General features: G+C 53.2%; 4 protein-coding genes. All 4 read right to left on the reverse strand.

What is annotated here, in order from left to right:
• On the reverse strand, positions 1-9,853 hold a 9,853-nt coding region (locus tag IXB28_RS03635; protein ID WP_215617184.1), incomplete at its 3' end, for an Ig-like domain-containing protein.
• A 618-nt stretch (positions 9,854-10,471) separates the two neighbouring features.
• Complete coding sequence (locus tag IXB28_RS03640; protein ID WP_215617185.1) at positions 10,472-13,498, reverse strand: beta strand repeat-containing protein; 3,027 nt, start codon at positions 13,496-13,498, stop codon at positions 10,472-10,474.
• Positions 13,499-13,675: 177 nt separating this feature from the next.
• Positions 13,676-13,816, reverse strand: coding sequence for a hypothetical protein (locus tag IXB28_RS03645; RefSeq protein ID WP_215617186.1), 141 nt, complete (start codon positions 13,814-13,816; stop codon positions 13,676-13,678).
• A 449-nt stretch (positions 13,817-14,265) separates the two neighbouring features.
• Positions 14,266-16,344, reverse strand: a complete 2,079-nt coding sequence (locus tag IXB28_RS03650; protein WP_215617187.1) for a DUF6923 family protein — start codon at positions 16,342-16,344, stop codon at positions 14,266-14,268.
• Positions 16,345-16,359: the final 15 nt, after the last annotated feature.

The raw sequence follows: 16,359 nt of genomic DNA on the forward strand, positions 1-16,359 counted from the left end.
CGTCGCCATTGGGGTCGGGGTTCTCGAACTCGGTGTCAACGCCGTCCGCATCGTCATCAACATCTAAGTAGTCGGGGGTGCCATCGTTGTCGGTGTCATCGTTGGTGGGATCATTATCACCGTCGATATCCTCATTGATGGTGTCCACACCGTCGTTGTCGTCATCGATGTCTAGATAGTCAGGGGTGCCATCATTATCGGTATCTTGGGCATCGTCAGGACTGCCATTGCCGTTAGCATCTGGAATTTCCAGGGCAGTGGGCACCAAGTCACCGTCGTCGTCGACATCCTGGAAGTCGGGATCCGCGTCGCCATCCGTATTGGTTAGGGGATAGTTAGTAAATCCAGATTCGGTGCCGAATTCAACAATGTTGGGTAAGCCGTTGGTGTCCCCTGCACCGTTGGTATCGATGGCACCGTCATTGTTGGTGTCTAGCGAAGCAACAACAAAGGCTGGCAGCGTATCGGTGGCACCACTTTCTTGCAGGTCAAACAGGCCGTCATTGTCGCTGTCGAGATCGTAATGGTCGGGGGTGCCATCAAGGTCCGTATCATACCGATCATCGATGCCATCGTTGTTGGTATCAACAAAGCCAGGGGCATCGGGATCTTGCCAATCGGAGACTAAATCCCCATCGGCATCGGCATCGGGGTCAAGGCCACGGGTTTCAACGGTGTCCAGAATGCCATCGTTGTCATCGTCGAGGTCAATGCCATTGGCAACACCATCGCCATCCGTATCGATTTGGAGCGTCACCGTGGCGGTGTCCGTAGCCCCATCAACATCGCTGAGGATATAGTCAAAGACTTCGGACTCGCTGCCAACGGTGGCGGGAGTGATGTTGAAGGAGCCATTGGCTAAGAGATCAACAATGGTGCCGGTGGCAAGGGTGACGGGGTTGCCCACGCTGATGGCGACGGGCGTGCCGGGGTTCGCCGGGTCGATGATGGCGGTGATGCTAATGGTGTCGCCATCGCTGTCGCTATCGTTGGTGATGGCCGGTACGTTGGTAATGGTGCCGGGGGTGACTAGGACAGGGCCATCGTCAGTGGCCACGGGGGCTGGGTTGTCGATGGTCCAGACAAAGGAGTCGTCCACCGAGAGCGTGCCATCGCTGGCGGTGACAGTGACGTTAAAGGGACCGGACTGGGAGGCCGAGGAATCGACGGTGCCGGTGATTTCGCCAGTGGTGGGGTTAATGGAAAGACCGGTGGGTAGACCCGTTGCGGAGTAGGTGAGGGTATCACCATCCACATCGGCGAAGTTGCCAGAGACATCGAGACTGATGACGTCGCTGTCGTTGTTGCTCTGGTCTGTGATCAGTGTGTCAACAACGGGGGCATCGTTGACATCGATAATGTCGGCAAAGGACAGGGTGGCCGTGTCGGTGGCCCCATCGGCATCGGTGAGGGTATAGGTAACGGTGGGTACCGTGCCGTTGTAGTCAGGGGCTGGGGTAAAGCCATAGGAGCCATCACTGTTCAGGGTAATGGTGCCGATGGGATTCCCAGAGAGGTCGGTGAGATTAGTGGGAGTGCCGATGGGTAAAGCATCAGCGGAGCCGTTGCCATTGAGGTCGACCGTAGCCGCCGTGACGGTGATAGTGTCGCCGTCGGGGTCGCTGTCGGCGGTGGCATCGGTGATGACATTGCCCGAGACCGGGGTGTCTTCGGTGACGGTGATGGGACCATCGTCGGTGGCAATGGGGGCTGGGTTGTTGACGGTCCACACAAAGGTGTCATCAACGGAGAGCGTGCCATCATTAGCGGTGATGGTGACGTTAAAGGGACCGGACTGGGATGCGGACGCGTCAATGGTGCCGGTGATTTCGCCCGTGGTGGGGTTAATGGAAAGGCCGGTGGGTAGACCCGTTGCCGAGTAGGTAAGGGTGTCGCCATCCACATCGTCGAAGCTACCAGAGACATCGAGGCTAATGACATCGCTGTCGTCGTTGGTCTGGTTTGTTATTGGCGTGTCAACAACGGGGGCATCGTTAACATCGATGATGTCGGCGAAGGAGAGCGTGGCGGTATCGGTGGCACCATCAACATCGGTGAGGGTATAGGTGACCGTGGGCACTGGGCCATCGTAGTCGGGGGCAGGGGTAAAGGTGTAGCCACCATTGCTGTTGATATCCATAGTACCGATGGGGTTACCGGCACCATCAGTAACGTTGGTGGAAATCCCAATGGGAAGAATCTCCTGGTTGCCATCGCCATCAATGTCCATGGTTGCGGCGGTGACGGTGATGGTGTCGCCGTCGGGGTCGCTGTCGGCGGTGGCATCGGTGATGACATTGCCAGACACAGGGGTGTCTTCTGTAACCGCAATGGGGCCATCGTTGGTGGCAATGGGAGCGGGGTTATTAACAGTCCAGACAAAGGAGTCGTCCACCGAGAGCGTGCCATCGCTGGCGGTGACGGTGACATTAAAGGGACCGGACTGGGAGGCCGAGGAGTCAATGGTGCCCGTGATTTCGCCGGTGGTGGGGTTAATGGAAAGACCGGTGGGTAGACCCGTTGCCGAATAGGTGAGGGGGTCTCCATCTACATCGGAGAAGTTGCTAGAGACATCTAAGCTGATAACATCGCTATCGTTGTCAGCCTGGTTAACGATGGGGGTGGCAACGGGGGCATCGTTAACATCGGTGATATCAGCAAAGGAGAGAGTGGCCGTGTCAGTACCGCCGTTGCCATCGCTGAGGGTGTACTCCACCGAGGGCACCGTGCCGTTGTAGTTGGCAGCGGGGGTAAAGGTGTAGGTACCATCGCTGTTAACAACAAGGGTGCCGATGGGGTTGCCGCTGTTGTCGGTGATGTTAGATGGCGTACCGATGGTGAGGGCATCGGGAGTACCGTCGCCATTTAGGTCTACGGTTGCCGCCGAGACTGATAATGGATCATTCTCAATATCGCTATCCGGAACTGCGTCAGTAATGACATTGCCCGAGACAGCGATGTCTTCTGTGACCGCAATGGGGCCATTATCCGTAGCGACTGGATCGTCGTTGACGGGGGTCACCGACAACTGCAGCAGTCCATCATCGGTTTCGGTGCCATCACTAATGGTGTAAGTGATATCAGGGACGGAACCGTTGTAGTTGGTGGCGGGGGTAAAGGTGTAGGTGCCGGTGCTGTTAACGACGATGGTGCCGATGGGGTTGCCGCCGTTGTCGTTGATGGTGGTGGTGGTGCCTAGGGTTAGCGATTCAGGAGTGCCGTCACCATTGGTATCGACTGTGGCTGCCGTAACGGTGAGGGCATCTCCATCGGGGTCGCTGTCGGGGGTGCCATCGGTGAGGACATTGCCAGAGACAGCTGTGTCTTCGGGGGTGGTGTTCGTATCATCCTGGGCGACGGGTGGGGCATTGTCGTCGCGGTAGTCCAGGTCGATTGTGGAGGGGGCTGCATTGGCACCATCGGCGTCGGTGTCATTGTCTGTGTCGGCTAGGGTGAAGTTGCCACTGCCGTCGATGTTTTCGTCGTTGACATCGTAGCCATCGTTGGTGTTGCCACCTTCGTAGGCATCGAGCAGACCGTCGCCATCGGTGTCGTTGTTGTTGGCCGCTGCGGTGAGGCCGGACTCAGCTTGGTCGGTGTCGCCATCTGCGTCGGAGTCGGAGTCGAGGTAGTCGGCGGTGGAGTCGCTGTCGGTATCGACGGGGGTGAGACCAACGCCGGTGGCTACGCCTCCGGCGATGATGCCTGCGTCGAAGTTGTCGTCGAGACCATCGTTGTTGGTGTCGGTGATGCCTGCGCCGATGCCGCTGGGGGCGATGTAGTCGGCAGTGGTTTGGGCCTCAACGTTGTCGGTGATGCCATCGTTGTCGGAGTCGAGGTCGTATTGATCATAGATGCCATCGCCGTCAGTATCGTAGGGTACTTCAACCTCAATAGATATGAATGCGTTGCGGCCGATGCTAGCGTTACCGACACCATACCCGTAATATGCGCTGATGGATGAGGCATTCCTATACTCAGCCGTGATGAAGTGATCGGGATCTGTCGTGGCAGAATCTCCAAGGGGACTAGCGAAACTGGTATATCCAGCAGGTGGCGTGAACGTTGATGGTATTGGGTTCAGATCGTTTCCTGCGGTGATGCTAGTGTGGCCAGAGAACCCGCCAACCTCAGGACCATCAATATCCATCAACGAAGTCGTTGCGGAAATAATGTCGATAACATCTCCCGTGGGATTTGCATCTGTTGAACTACCTGCAGCAGTAATCGAATAACTAAAGGCAACGTAGTCACCTTCACTTGCCTCAAATGATCGAGCAAGAATCCTATCATTGATGATAGCTACAGAATCACCGGATATTGTGTGGAGTTCAAGTTCATCGATCGTGAGTGTGACGTCATAGAAAGTTCCATTTGGCAATGGAATTGCGTTCCGCCAAACAAACACATCTCCTTGCTGAGTGTTGTCTATATCTGCTCCATTTAGAGAATCAGGTACAAAGCTGAGATCCAAAACGGTTTTGAACGCTTCATCCGTATCCAAGATGCCGTCGTTGTCGTCGTCGATATCATTGATGTCGACAACGCCATCACCATCGGTGTCGAGCTGGTCGCGGAAGTCAAAGTCTGAGGTTAGCGGTGTAGCTCCTGTTCCATCAGCAGCGGTGTCGTTGTCGATGTCGGGCAGGTTGAAGTTGCCGCTACCGTCGATGTTCTCGTCATTGACGTCGAAGCCGTCGTTGTTGTTGGTGCCTTCGTAGTCGTCGAGGAGACCGTCACCGTCGGTGTCGGTGGTGGTGGTGGCAGCGGTGAGGCCAGATTCGGCTTGGTCGCTGAGGCCATCGCCATCGGAGTCGGAGTCGAGGTAGTCTGCAGTACCATCGCTATCAGTATCGATGGGAGAGAGACCGTTACTATTAGCGGCACCGGTGGTGTCGCTGTCATAATTGTCGTCTACTCCGTCGCGGTCAATGTCAATAAAGTTGCCACCGTTATTAGGGTCGCCTGTACCGGAGGGTGCCTTGTAGTCTGCAGTGGTTTGGGCTTCAACGTTGTCGGTGATGCCGTCGTTGTCGGAGTCGAGGTCAAGGTGGTCAAAAACACCATCACCATCGTGATCAATACCAAGGGTCGTTAGTTTAAAGGCATCGATGAAGTTACCAATTGTGGCTCCCCCCGCCGCAGAAACTGAGTCAAAGGAGAAGCGGGTGGTGGTTTGTCCCTCTGGTACGGTGTAAGTGCCTGTGTAAACGACCCAGCCGGTATTGTCAGTGGACATGGTTTCCACTACAGTCAATGCGCTGCCGGGGTCACCAATGCTGACTGTGGCTGTATCTACCCCTGCTCGTCCACGGTGGGCGACGGACCATTCAATGGTCGTACCAGGCTCAATTTCAATATCTTGGAAGAGGGACGCTACCTGGTTGGCGTTCAGTTCGGCATGGTAGTCGCCTTCGTAGGAGGCTACGCCTGCATGGCCAGTGTTCCAAATTTCGATTTTGTCATCGGTAGCATCCGTGGACCAAAAGGGGACTGCGGATTCATCAAACAGGGCAAAGTCTCCTGGTGCTATGCCACCTGGAGAGTCAAAATTATCGTTGTTAGCGATTACAACATCAAGCCCTTCATTAGTATCAAGGATGCCGTCGTTGTCGTCGTCAAGGTCGTTAGCATCAATAACACCGTCGCCGTCAGTGTCGAGCTGGTCGCGGTAGTCTAGGTCGGCAGTGAGCGGAGTGGCTCCTGTGCCATCGGCAGCGGTGTCGTTGTCGATATCTGGCAGGTTGAAGTTGCCACTACCGTCGATGTTTTCGTCATTGACGTCGAAGCCATCGTTGTTGTTGGAACCTTCGTAGTCGTCTAGGAGACCGTCGCCGTCGGTGTCGTTAGTTGTTGTGGCCGCCGTCAGACCAGACTCGGCCTGATCGCTAACACCATCAGCATCGGAGTCGGAATCGAGATAGTCGGAAGTGGAATCGCTATCGGTATCGACGGGAGTGAGGCCACCTAGATAGGCTGAGTTAACACCATCGTTGGTGGTGTAGGTGGCAGCCGTATCTGCATTGGGCGCAATATAGCCATCAGTAGTTTGTGCTTCAACGTTGTCGGTGATGCCGTCGTTGTCGGAGTCGATGTCGAGGTGGTCGAAGACCCCATCACCATCCGTATCGCGGTCAAAGCCCAGCAGTGATTCAGGAACTGATGTGGCACCGTAGTAGAGACCAGCAGATAATGCTGTGCCTGTAATTTCAGTAGTGGGAATCGCACCTGTGCCACCACTGATGGGGCTAGAGGGTACATCCAAACGTAATAGGCTAGATTGACCGCCGCTGTTGTTAGCAACGGCATAGATATCACCATTGGCATCTGCCGTTAAGCCAAAGGCATTGGCCGGTAATGTGCCCAGGATGGTGTCTGATGTAATGTTGTTATTGTCATCCAGAGTGACTTCTCTTAGGACAGCTCCGCCATCACTCCAAGAAATGTATGCTCTATCTGCTAAGAAGATAAAGTCGCCTCCGGCAGAACCACTGCCAAAGTCGTGCCAAAGTGTGGCCCCAGCCGGGTTGGTTGGATCAAATCGATGGATTTCTGAAGTGCCTGCAAAGCCTGCATAGGCAAGACCATTTTCGTCAAATGATAGGGCATTGGCAGAAGCTGCTACAGGTAATGTGCCAATGAGAGTTGTAGCTGCAGTATCAGGATCAATTTCATAAACTGCTGAAGGGCTGGAAAATTCAACACCATAGAGCTTGCCATCGGGAGCTATGCCGATGTCACCAAAGGTAATGCCTAGGTTACCTACAGTAGTGGTCGTAGGCGTGCCATTTACATCATCAACTCTGACTAGGTCCTGATTGTTATCGTTGAGATAGATGGTAGAAGATAGTCCTTCGGGACCTACGCGTTCGATAACATCCAGGATGCCGTCGTTGTCGTCATCTAGGTCGTCGATGTCAGTAACACCATCGCCGTCAGTGTCGAGCTGGTCGCGGAAGTCGAAGTCAGCGGTTAGGGGAGTGGCCCCGGTGCCATCGGCAGCCGTATCGTTGTCGCTATCGGGCAGGGCAAAGTTGCCACTACCGTCGATGTTCTCGTCATTGACATCGAAGCCGTCGTTGTTGTTAGTACCTTCATAAGCGTCAAGAAGACCGTCGCCGTCGGTGTCAGTTGTTGTTGTGGCAGCAGTGAGACCGGACTCTGCTTGGTCGCTGGCACCATCGTCATCGGAGTCGGAGTCGATGTAGTCGGCGGTGGTGTCACTATCGGTATCCACAGGGGTGAGGCCAGGGCCACCGGACCCATCGGCAGTTAGATAGGCGCTGTTGAGACCATTATTAGTTGTGTAATCCGCGTTAGTATCTGCATTGGACTCGATATAATCCGCAGTGGTTTGAGCTTCGACGTTGTCGGTGATGCCATCGTTGTCGGAGTCGATGTCGAGGTAGTCGGCGATGCCGTCGTTGTCAGAGTCAGAGAAGGCTGTAGATACTAGCGCAAACCCATAGGCGTCTGCAGAGGCAGTACCCGTTACGGTAATTTCGATGGTGGAATAGGTACCGGGAAGTACATATTCACCATGCCACTCGTTACCAGTAATGGTATTGCCAGAAACAGAAACAGGGCCAGTGGTAATGCCAGAGCTACCGCCGCTGTGGGTGTAGGATATTTGAACATCAACTGGCTCACCGTCGCCTAAGATGGTGTGGGTGGCAGGGTTAGTTGTTGCACCGAGACTCCACACCTGAAATGTGGGGTTCTCGATGGGTTGATCAAAGGTGAATGTGAGCACATCGCCGTCTTGGGGAGCTGTGCCGGTAAATTCACCGGTAAACTCTTCTTCCCCAATGGTGTGTGAACCAGCTGTGGGGGTATTGTAAAAGTCATGTCCCCAGATAGGCCCGTCAAATGTGACATTGACTGTTTCGCCATTGACCGCGTTGACGATGGTTCCTGTTCTGGCGTTGGGGTCGTTGGTGCCTGCCCAGTCGATGTAGTTGCGCTGGGTGACTACCTGCTCAACGGTGTCAAGGATGCCGTCGTTGTCGTCGTCGACGTCGTTGACGTTGATAACGCCATCACCGTCGGTGTCGGCCTGGTCGCGGTAGTCGAGGTCAGTGGTGGGCGGTGCAGCATTGGAGCCGTCGGCAGCGGTGTCGTCATCGCTGTCGGCTAGGGTAAAGTTACCGCTGCCGTCAATGTTCTCGTCATTGACATCAAAGCCATCGTTGTTGTTGGCACCTTCAAAGATGTCTAGCAGACCGTCACTGTCGGTGTCGGCATTGGCTACAGCGGGGGCATAGGTGATGCCAGATTCGGCTTGGTCGTTAATTCTGTCACCATCGGAGTCGAGGTCGAGATAGTCAGCTGTGGAGTCACTATCGGTATCGACCGGGGTGAGCCCACCAAGATAAGCGGAGTTTACACCACTGTTAGCAGTGTAAGTAGCGGCGTTATCTGCATTAGGCGCAGTATAGGCACTGGTTAACTGAGCTTCGACGTTGTCAGTGATGCCATCATTGTCGGCATCGATATCTAAGTGGTCGGCAATACCATCCCTATCCGTGTCATAGGCAATTTGTTTTAGCGAGATATCGTCGAGGGCTAAATCATTACCCACACCGCCGGGGCCATTGTTGCGAAAAATCAGCCTTAGGGATGTGTTGTTGCCATTTTCAAAGCGGATGCCAAGCTCATGCCACTGATCATCTTCTGCAATGTTGCCAGTATCAAAACTTGCTAGAACAGTGCCGCTAGTATCTTGAACTTCAAAGGTGACATCTGGGGGTAAAAAGTTGCGGCCAGGGCTAACCAAGTTACGAACAAATGCAGACAGTTCGTAGTGTCCGTCGGGTTCTAACCCAGTGATGACGCGGTTATAAAATTCACCGGCAGTGAACTCTGCGTTGACGATCATCATGCGGCCATCGGTGTTGCCGGTATGATCGGTAAAGTTGCTCCAAATACCTGAAGCTACGTTGGTGCTCGCATCATTAGTATTGCTGAGAACAGCATATTCACCATCGTTGACATTGGGGCTACCGCCAGTGCCGTCTTCGTAGTTGTAGTTGGTATAGGCCGTGGTGGTTCTGCCACCGGTACCAAAATCTTCGACCAATTCAACATTGAGGTCAATGATGCCATCGTCTGTCAGTTCGCCAGTATTGACAGCTGTGCTGGCCAGGAGACCGTTGTCAAATTCGTCCGCATCTAGGATGCCGTCGTTGTCGTCGTCGAGGTCAATGTCGTCATCAACGCCGTCGCCATCGGTGTCGGGGAGGACGGCGGGATAGGCGGCGAGGGCAGCGAGGGAGAAAGGAGAATTCGGAAGTTGGGAAATTGTGGGTAATGCCTGGGGAAATGTGGTGTCTAGAGCCCAGCTGCCGCCAAGGGCTGCGTTGCCGACTTTGGTGGTGGAGGCGTGGATGGTGGCTCCGGTGATGCGGTGGAGCTTGGTGATAAATTCTTCTCCGGCGTCGCCAGTGGCTAGGTTGCAGGCATAGAAAGATAGGGAGTGGGGAGTGGGGAGTGGGGAGTGGGGGTGGCACTGCCCACCGTCCAGGGAAAACCAGGTTTTTAGGTGCTCGGTGTAGTGAGCGAGGGTGTCTAGGGATAGGTGGGTGTTACCTAAACGAATGCTGCCGGGGATGGCGTGGGCGACAATGTGTAACCTTAAACCGTGCCCTAACTCCTGTGGAGACGCTTCGTGAACGACTTCGCTCAGGGCACGATTCTTTTTTAAGATATTCGTAATTTGTTGGATGCCGTCTTGCTGGGCATCTAAAATATGAGCCTGCACACCGGGCTGCAGACCCTGGAGTAGCTGTTGTGGGTCTGCGACGCCTGCATCAATGAATACGAAGGAAACGGTTCTGAAAGCCTGATTGATCATGGGTTCTGTGATGAATGTGTGGAAATATAGAAATGCTTAAGCAAGGCAGAGCCTCACAACAAAATGTGTGAGAACCGGTGGTTGGGTTTGATGTCAATAGATTGATTGCACTGGCCTTGCCTGAGTTAGTGTCTCTGGCAGCTGGTCAGGCGTTAATTCTGTGCTGGATGCGCTAGCCTGCCTAGGCCATGGGCCTGGTGGGCAGAACTTTTATCCTAGGAATGAATGCCGGGATTTTGTGCGATCGCACACCGTAATACAAGACTATTGATATGCAAGGAGCGTGGTAGTTCTGTCGCAACAACTCTAGCGAGCTGGACACTGATGAAGCGGTGGATGCATACCGAAAGGCTGATGACTGAATCGAGGAAGTTGGTAGAGACCCGATTGAGACTAAGTACAGCAGCCAAATCTACACCAACTTTAACAATCTACCCCGGTCGCCATAACCGCCATTCTTCCTAACTCTGCGCCCAATCTGGTGTGAAGATGTCGTCCTGAATGCGATGGGGTTGCGTATGTTTTCGGTGCATCCTGTGAAATCCTTCACACAACAGACAACCATGCGCAGAAAACTACTTAGTGTTGTCCGATGGCTGCCTGTTGCCCTAGGGAAGGTTACTGAATACATCTGTCAGTCACATTGACATAACCCGCTGTGCTGGGTGTTAACCCGAGGAAGAAGTCATTCACCAAGAAGACAACGTTAGTATCGGCCACCAGGTCAGCGAGATCCTGTACCTGTACCGAAGCAATGTTGCCATTAAACGTAGGATCGGGCGCTGTGATTTCAATGCTGTTGGTCGTTACATTATCTTCCAGCACTAGACAAGCATTCACGCTACCGGCGGGTAAGGTGGTGTCTGTGCTGATGGCAATGTCGGGGGTCGCCCCATTACCCGAAATAGTATTGTTGCCAATGCCCACCACCGGTAAGATTGCCACATCTTCCAGGTCTAGGGTGATGGCCTGACCGCCATTGCCGGTGATGGTATTGTCACTGATGCCCAGGGCACCGGTGTCATTATCTGTTCGCCACTCTTGCACACTGGCTGTCTGGGCTACGGAATCAATGCCGTTACCACCATTGTTCACGATTTGATTGCCCTGAATAAACAGTTCTTGCGCGCCCGCATCCAATAGCGTGATGTCGATACCGTCCAAGGCATTATTCGTGATCTGACTATTGGTGATCACAATTTCCTGGGGCGATGCGCCATCGGGGGTGGATACGGTGACGCTACCATTAATGGCCGTATCACCATTAACCACGGCGATACCATTGCCGCCACTGTTGGTAACAGTGCCGTTATCCAGGGTAAACAATTGCTGGTGGACGCCCACATCGGCCACCACCTGGAGACCGTCACTGCCGCTGGTGTCAATGGTGGTATCGTTCACCGTTAGCTGTTGGGTACTGGCTGCCGTGAGAGAATCTCCCTCCGCCCGTAGCACCAGACCTTCATCCGTACTATTGAGGATGCTAGTAGTGAGGGCCGTACCCCCTGGGGTGCCAACGCTGGTATTAGCAGTTGAGCTAGGGCCAACGGAGATAATCTGGCTAGGAAATTCGGTGCCAGCGGTGGCAATGGTGGAGAAATCCATGCCCACCTGGTTATTGTTAAGGTCAAACCCAGCAATGGTGGCCTGGAGCGGACGGTCGGTGCTGGTATTTTCAATAAAGATGCCGCGCTCAGTGGAATTGTTGACCACGTTGTCGAATAGAATGGCGCTACCGCCCACATCATTGAGGAAGATGCCGCTGCCGCCTGAGTTAGAAATCAGGTTGTTGCGCAGTTCTACATTGTCAATGGCGCTGCCAGTTACACCATGCTGGGTGGCTCCGTCAATTTGGAAGCCCGCTAGGACCGTATTGTTACCCAGGGTCACCAGGTCAGCGGCTGAGCCCCCAGTAATGGTGGGAAAGACCCCGTCGTTTGAGTCGGGCAATGAAACGGTGATGCCGTTAGCATTGGTAATGCTGGCATCGACGTTAAAGTTTTGGTCCGCCGAGAAGGGTAAACGGGTGGCCGTAGACGGGAAGATGGAAAATTCCATGCCGGCAATAATTTGCTCGGGCCCCTGGGAAAGGACGCGCACCCGGTCTGGAATGGTAAACCCAGGGATGGTGCTACCGGAGGCGATTTCGCCATCGACATACACAATGGTGTTGCCATCGCTGTAGGTGGTGGGGTCGCTGTTAATTAGGGTAATGGCATCGTCAACGGTGGCGAAGGGGCTTTCGTAGGTGCCGTCGCCAGCAGCGCCCCCCAGGGCTACGTGGACAAAGCGATAATCTTCTTCCTCTTCTGGGTTGCGTAGGGGTTCAGTTTCTTCGTCGAAAATGATTTCGGATTCGTTGATGATGTTGACGGCCACATTGTCCCGTCGAGCGATGGGGTCCCGCAGGCGGATGGGCACTTCAAATTCTTCTTCGAATTCGTTTTCTTCGTCTTCTTGGAAGCGCAGTTCGGGCCAGGTGGCACCGATGGATAGGGCCACGGTGGTGCCAAATAGCCCATCGTGCTGGAGGGAAAGACCGGCATTAAAATTGGAGTCGAAGTTAACGGCTAGGCGGGCCTGGCCGCCAAGGCTGCTCTCCTCGCCAGACAGTAGATAGCCGCCGACATAGCCCATGAGCTCGCCGCCATCCCACTCGTCTAGTTCGGCCCCAAATTCGGCATCAAAGCCGCCGAGGGCATCTTCTTGTTCTAAAATGCGCTGGCGTTCGCGAATGGCCGATAGCACCAGCTGGTTGCCTGCGAAGCCGGTGCTGGTTTGGAGGCCGGTGTCGGTGTCTATGTTGCGGATGGTGTTGGTGCGATCGCCAATGGGAAGATAGCCATTAATGCGAAATTCCCAGTCATCATCGATGCGCTCATAGCCGGTGGCCAGTTGAAAGAATGAGCTTTCGTCTGTAAACCTGCCGTCGATGCCCACATAGCCGCCGCGGATATCCCCTTCGTCAGTGGTCTCATCTTCATCCTGACGGTAGCCCCGGTGGCCGAGGCTGAGGCTAAAGCTGGGGTCGCCATCATTCACCTGCAGGTCGCCTTCGAGGAAGGTCACGTCCAGCTCATTCAGGTCCTCAATATTTTGGTCTAGGGGCAAAAAGCCTTGGACACCGATGGTTTCGCCAAACCCATTGGTGGCGGTACTGCCATTGACGCCAAAGCGCGCCGGAATTTCTAAATCGGCGGCACTGTAGTTTTGGCTAACGGTGCCCTCAGCTTCATCCCCAGGGGCGTCAGCTTGGGCGACGGTCTGGGCGTTGGTGCCTTTGATAGCACCGGTGGGAGACAATGTAGCTGCGGCTAAATCGGCTGCCGTCGTGGAGATTTTAGTGGCAGCTTCTGTAATGGTTGGTGTAGTTTGCTCTGGCGGATGCTCAATCGCTTCGGACTGTTGGCTAAACTGGGGTGCCCTAGCCGCCGCTTCGGGGACAACTATGGGCTGCGGAATCACGTCTGCGATTTGCGTTACCACGGAATCGATGATGGCAGATGTATTTTCAGCTGCTGAAGCATCGACAATTGGCTCAGCGGCGATTGTGTCTTGGCCAGTGGCCAACAATGTTCCCGCAGCCATCAGTAATGTGGATTTCGAGAGGATCTCCTTACGGGATTTTTTATGCGATATGGGCATTGACAAACTACCTTATAGTTAAAAGATCAGACTTTTTAGCGATATAAACTGGAGCGTTACTGATGCTCGGGATGATTTGCGCGATCGCACCTAGGCTATGGGCCCAGTGCGCAGATCGTTGCACCCGTTAAATCAACAACGGCAAAATATAGGACCATGGCCTTTAGCTGGTGACAGCTACGGTTTCACCATGTCCGATCGCAGGTAGTGCTGGAAAAACTGTTGAAGCAGGGTTGTAAGCTCTTGGTCGTAAAAATATAGTTTGTCGCCCATGGGCCATAGCCAGGTGGCTAAGGGCTTGTTAAAAAATAAAATCATGGTCTTGTTCCTTGAAATCAAGGCTTAACAAGCCTTGTCGGATTAAACCGTGAAGTAGTTTCATAACAGCTCCTAAACCCATTTAGTCGTTGCAGCTATGGGCGGTTGAATCTGTTGGTGGAGACAGACAATAACTATAAAATCCTTTAAAGAACACACATGTTGGTTATGCAATGGTTTTGGCAAGATACTGTTTTGTTATTAAAACGGGCTTGTCCAAACGGTTGAGGCTATCAACAATTTTTCATCTGATGTCTAGCCCATCATGCCCTGGAAGTAGAGGTGTTTCTTCTCAGTGCAAACACCAAATTGTTTATATTTGGGCATAATGGCGGATTTTGAAAAAATGTCCTGTATGTATTAGTGTGCCGATGTTTAAAGGGGATGCTTAACAAGATTATTTGATGTAATCAGGTCGCCAAATCCCATTAAGGATGAACAACGTCCCGTTAATTAACCCGTGCCCTAAACTGCACATAGCCATAGGCCCCTACGGCATTGGTGCTGGCATTGGGTAAGTCGCCTAGGTTCACCACTACAGCCCCATTTGGATTGGCATTAATGCCGTTGCCATCGCCGTCGCAGTCTATATTTGGAAATCTACTGGCTGGATCGATTCCGGGTTCGAAATAAATAGCACTATCACCGTCGTTGGCCCCCGTGTGATGCTCGGTCGTACCATTTAGAAACAGTTTGATGCTGAGGTCGTTGCCGCCAATGCCTCCTGAGGATTGGGCATTGCCATTGTATGCGTTGGGAACAAAGCTAGTGAACGATGGCACATAATCACAAAAAACAACATCGGTCGCGGCTGCATCCCCCGAGGAGAGAAAGTAAATCGTATATTCAATCTCATCGTCGGGCGAAACGTTGCCACCATTTGTTGCCCCATTCAATAGGGGATCGCTGCTAGGTGTTCCATTTACCGTGGGCCACTGATTGGTTTCTAATGGATCCGCATTGGCCGGGTCATAGGCCGGATTGGTGGGGTCGCTGACAGGGGCAATGTAGTTGTCGTCATAGTCGTTGGTGGGGTCGTCAGTATAGCTGGCGAGGCTGCGATTGTCGGTGGTCAATGTATTGTTGTTAATGGCCGTAATCCGTTTGACGAGTAATACATTAGGCTTGTCGCCACTGACAACTTCAACGATTTCAACTTGGTAATCTTCGACCTCGCCGTCGGGGGCTCCGCTGGTGGCAGATAGCCCTGCCTGAGAACTGTAGCGAAAACGCGCATAGGTGGTGCCCGCGGTGGCCCCTGCTGGTATGGTTACGCTGAGGGTGCCACTGGCAACGCTATCATCTAGGGCAATCTGTTCTCCGGCAGAAAAAGTGCCGTCTCTATCCCAATCAATCCAACCGTTTAAGACACCATTTCCCGTTGTTACAACGTTTAGGTTAACTGTATTGCCGATGGCTAAATTCTGGCCTTGCAGGCTGGTGCCATTGAGCTGAATGCCATCATCATTGCCATCGTCGGTGGCGTTGTTGTTGTTGTCTATGCCATTGCTAAATCCATCAAAGTCAATGGTGACGCCGCTGCCCAAAAACGTGGCATAGTCCACACCGTGGAAAGCTCCCCCATCGTCCCCTAGGGTTTGATAGTTGCCGGGCCCCGCACCCGTGCCGGTGTCTGGTGCATCGCCAAAGTCAATTGGGAGCGGTGCGATCGCGCAGCGAGCCCCGTCATTTCTAGAGGCCGGTCGCCCAGTAGATAGCGGTACAATTTGAGTCGCTGGATCAATCGGTTGGCTACTAGATAATGCAGCCGGATCAGAAATATCTATGCGATATAGAATGCCTGTCGCATTATTAGAAACATAAAAAGCCCCGGTGCCATCAAAATATACGGCACCATAGGAGCCATCGGGTAAACCCGTTGCTCCTAAATTCTCAATGGTGCCAGTATCAGGATTGATGCGTAGTAAATTGCCTGTAACCTTTTCAATGGTATAGAGCTGATCGTCGAGTGGATTGAAGCCCCAATCTGAAAAATCAGGGGACGATGGAATTGGAACCGTGTTTACCAGATCCAAAAAGTCGGCGGAGTTTGAATCCACATTAACAACGTAAAAGCTGGTGCGGTCTTGATGATATAGATACAAGTCACCATTTTGATTAACATCACCCACATTAAACGCCCCGGTGGGTAAACCAGTAATGGCGCCCAGATCAGTGATTTGGTAATTGCTATCTAGTCGTAATACGTGACCATTCTGATTGCCAATATCGTAGCCATAGATATAATCATCGGTGGGATTATAGCCAATGCCGTTGATCAGATACGGTGTATTACTCGCATCAGTAATATTGCTACCGACTTCTGTTTCATCCCCAGTAAATAGATTGACAATGTAAATATCGTGGGCGCTATCGCCTAAACTCGCCTTTGCTAGAAATGTATCAGCAGGACAGTTGTTAAACGGAGTAGCCGCCACCGCTACTGGAAAACAAGTTCCCAGCAAAGATAGCAAAGATGCGCCCAGTGCTTTGGGCCACCCTTTAGTTATGGACAACTGTGCTTGCATGGGTCAGTGGGCTGT

The sequence above is a fragment of the Leptothoe kymatousa TAU-MAC 1615 genome (assembly GCF_018739865.1).
In the GTDB taxonomy this organism is placed as follows: Bacteria; Cyanobacteriota; Cyanobacteriia; order Phormidesmidales; family Phormidesmidaceae; genus Leptothoe; species Leptothoe kymatousa.